The organism is Ruegeria sp. BHSB058 (genome assembly GCF_059613285.1).
The window spans coordinates 1-3,582 of record NZ_JBXWSF010000153.1; the positions used below are offsets into that span (position 1 = coordinate 1).

The following is a 3,582-nucleotide window of genomic DNA, read 5'->3' on the forward strand; positions in this document are numbered from 1 at the left end:
GACGCGATCAGCTCGATCTCGTCGCGCTGACGGCCAAGCTCCGACGCGATCGAGCCGTAAAGCTCAGGATCACGATCCGCGAGAGATTGGGTGAAAAAATCGTCGGTACGAGTTTTGGCGTCCATGGGGGCTCCGCAATGCTTGGGGTGTGTTTTGCGAATTTCCTATAGGAAACTGAATGGGCGAGAAAGGCCGTAAAGCGACGAATTGGCCCGCTGGGGCGTCAAGTCTGGCCTATCGCGGAAAGGTATGTTTGTTTCGGAACCAAATGCGCAGGACCGGAAACCTGAAAACATGAAAAAGAGAATCGCCTTTTTGGCAAGCGATGCGCAGGTGGCGCAGGACGCCCGCACAACCCTTGTGGGTCGGTACGGAAACGTGGCGCCGCGCGACGCCGATGTCATCGTGACCCTGGGCGGTGACGGATACATGTTGCGGACGCTGCACAATACCCAGCACCTGAACGTCCCCGTCTATGGCATGAACCGGGGAACCATCGGGTTTCTGATGAACGAATACAGCGAAACCGGCCTGACCGAGCGTCTTGACTCAGCTCAGGAAGAAATCATCAACCCGCTGGCGATGACGGCGATGGACCAGTCCGGCACGCTGCATGAGGCGCTGGCGATCAACGAGGTGTCGCTGCTCCGGGCCGGGCCACAGGCAGCGCGACTCAAGATCACGGTGGATGGTCGGCTGCGTTTGGCCGAACTGGTTTGCGACGGGGCGCTGGTTTCGACGCCCGCCGGATCGACCGCCTACAATTACTCGGCGCATGGACCGATTCTGCCAATTGGGTCGGATGTTCTGGCCCTGACGGCCATCGCCGCGTTCCGCCCGCGCCGCTGGCGCGGTGCGCTGCTGCCCAAGACGGCGCATGTGCGATTCGACGTAATGGAGGCCGACAAGCGCCCGGTCATGGCGGATGCCGATTCGATTTCCTTTCCTGACATCGATTGGGTCGAAATCCGGTCGGAACCGGCCATCGAACACCGCATCCTGTTCGATCCGGGGCACGGGTTGGAGGAACGCCTGATCTCGGAACAGTTCACTTGAACGTGAAATTTGGGGAAAATTTTCGCTTATGTGAACGAGGTCACATTCAGGGTGGTTCGGTTGGTCTAGGGTGAGCTTACCCGGAGTGAACGTCCTGATGGGAGTGAGTGGCCATCGAAGCGGCGTTAAGTAAATGATTGCGCAATGTTTCGCGCTGGCGGGGGCGGTTGACGCCGCGCCCGTCATCAAACTCCGGGAATATTTTAGCATGCAGGCCCCGGGCGCAGCGAGCTGCATTTCCCCGGGGCTTATTTCTTTGGTGATACGGCCTGTCGCTAGACAGTTGGGCGCTTCCCGAAACTCTCAGCCCATTTGTGCCCAAAGCGCGTCGCACATGCGTCCGACGCGGGCTTCTATTGCGGCGGCTGCGTCCACCGCCATATCTTCGCGCCAGCGCCGCGCCACGATTTGTACGTTGATGGGCTGTCTGCCGTCGGGCAGGTCCGCCAATCGACTGGGAACGCATGCCGCAGGCAGGCCCATGAAATTCATTGCATAGGAATAGACGGCACATCCCAGCACCTCGTGCACGCCTTCGGGGCCTTCGGTGTCGCGGTCGGGTCGGAAGAACGGTTGCGGCAGGAAGGGCGTCAGAACCAGTGGGTAGTCCTGCGCAAACATGGACCATTGGCGCGCATAGTGACTGCGCGCCGCCATCATCCGAACAAGTTCGGTGTCGGTGAAGGGAGGAAACTCCTGAAAATAGACGTCGAAGATGTCGCGAATCGTGTCCGAGCCGTGGGCGTCGATATCGGATTTCATCAGCGCCCAGACCTCACCCATCAGCGCGCGGTACCCGTTACGGCCGCAATCGAACACATCGGGTGGCTCGACCTCCTCGACGACATAGCCCGCATCCGTCAGCGCCTCTCGCGCGGTGTTCAGCGCGGCGTCGACCTCGGGGTGCAAGTCATAGCCAAAGGTGGTCTTGGTGAAGGCCACCCTGATCGGGCCGTCCATCGCCTCGCCCCGCCACGGCAACGGCACGTGGAACGGATCGCGCGGATCGGGGGAGATCATCGTGGGCATCGCCAGGTGCAGATCGCGGGCGCTGCGGGTGATCAGCCCCTGTACCGACATGGATTGCGCCAGCATCCCACGTTCGGCAGTCTGGCTGGGGTTCCATGCCGGTATGCGACCCAGACCCGGCTTGACGGTGTTCGCGCCGTTGGCGGCGGCGGGAAATCGCAGGCTGCCGCCGATATCGTTGCCATGCGCCAGCGCGCCGATCCCTGCCATCACCGCAGCGCCCGCGCCGCCGGAGGAACCGCCGGGAGAGATATGTTTGCCCCACGGATTGTGGGTGCGCCCGTGCAGCGGGTTGTCAGTGTCGGCGCGAAAGGAAAACTCGGGCGTGTTGGTGCGCCCGATCACCACCGCGCCCGCACGTTCAAGGCTGCGCACGATGGGGGCATCGTCGGTGGCGACCAGGTCCTTCAGGGCGGGCACGCCGTTGGACGTGGCATAGCCCTTTTGATCGACATTGATCTTGATGGTGACGGGAACGCCGTGCAGAGGCCCCGGTTTCGCCCCGCGCGCGCGCGCCATGTCCAGATCGCGCGCCCGCGCCCGCGCCGCATCGGCGCAGCTTTCCACCACGGCGTTCAATGCCGGGTTGATAACGTCCATGCGGTCAATGGCGGCGGATACGACCAGTTCGGCGCTCAGATCGCCCGAAACGGTGCGCGAAGCGATGTCGGTTGCGTCAAGTCGCCAAAGGTCTTGTTGTGTCATGATCCGGTTCTCCCGCTCGCAGGTTAGGGGCAGCGGGGCGGGAAGTCCAAGCTCGGGCACAGAGAGTGACGCCGGGTCACGCGCCGCCGGATGTCAGGTATTTCAGCGCCAGTTCCACCGCCCGGTCCGAAGTCAGGATCGGCGGGAACAGGGTCAGCACGTCTCCCTGCGCGTCGAGCAGATAGACAAAGCTGCCGTGGTTGTAGACTGGGCCGTATTCGATATCGACATAGGCCAGTTCATTTTCGACCGAGAAGGCATCATAGGCCACCTGCAACTGGGCCTTGGTTCCGGTCAGGCCGACGAATTCCGGGTGGTATTTTGCCAGCGGCGCATCCATGTTGCCGGGCTGGTCGCGTTCGGGGTCGACGGTGATCATCACCGGTGTCACGCTCAGTCCCTCGGCCTTCAGGCGGTCGACCGCCTCGGCCATCATCGGCATGGCAACCGAGCAGATACCGGGGCAATTGGCGTAGCCAAAGAACAGCAGCTGACCATGCCCGTTCGGGTTCACCTGACTGCGGCGCTGACCGTATTGGTCGGTGAGTTCGAACGCGCCGCCCACGTCGAAGGGCAGGGGCGCGGTCTCGGAACCGTCTGCGACGGAGGTCGTCGTGACCACCGCCGCCAGAGCCATCACGAGCCTCGGAAGGCGCATCAGAACCAGTCCTTGATGAAGGCCTCGTCGGTTTCCAGGCCAAGACCGAGGTAGCCTTCGGTCTCGATCATCTCCTTGATCCGGGGGTCGCGGCGGAACCATGGCCCCTTGCCTTCGGCATCCGGGTTCTCCTT

3 protein-coding genes are annotated in these 3,582 nt (G+C 62.5%); 1 reads left to right on the forward strand and 2 read right to left on the reverse strand.

The window, feature by feature from the left end:
* The first annotated feature begins 294 nt into the window (after window positions 1–294).
* Window positions 295–1,056 (forward strand): NAD kinase, encoded by a 762-nt coding sequence (locus tag AC2FNB_RS20735; protein WP_480751181.1) that lies wholly within the window; start codon window positions 295–297, stop codon window positions 1,054–1,056.
* Between the two features lie 303 nt (window positions 1,057–1,359).
* On the opposite strand, the gene AC2FNB_RS20740 is transcribed toward AC2FNB_RS20735, so the two are convergent.
* Together AC2FNB_RS20740 and AC2FNB_RS20745 are read right to left on the reverse strand one after the other, a co-directional pair.
* On the reverse strand, window positions 1,360–2,790 hold the full coding sequence (locus AC2FNB_RS20740) for an amidase family protein (protein WP_496748640.1): 1,431 nt from the start codon (window positions 2,788–2,790) through the stop codon (window positions 1,360–1,362).
* 76 nt (window positions 2,791–2,866) lie between these two features.
* Complete coding sequence (locus AC2FNB_RS20745) at window positions 2,867–3,448, reverse strand: SCO family protein (RefSeq protein WP_496748641.1); 582 nt, start codon at window positions 3,446–3,448, stop codon at window positions 2,867–2,869.
* Window positions 3,449–3,582 lie beyond the last annotated feature (134 nt).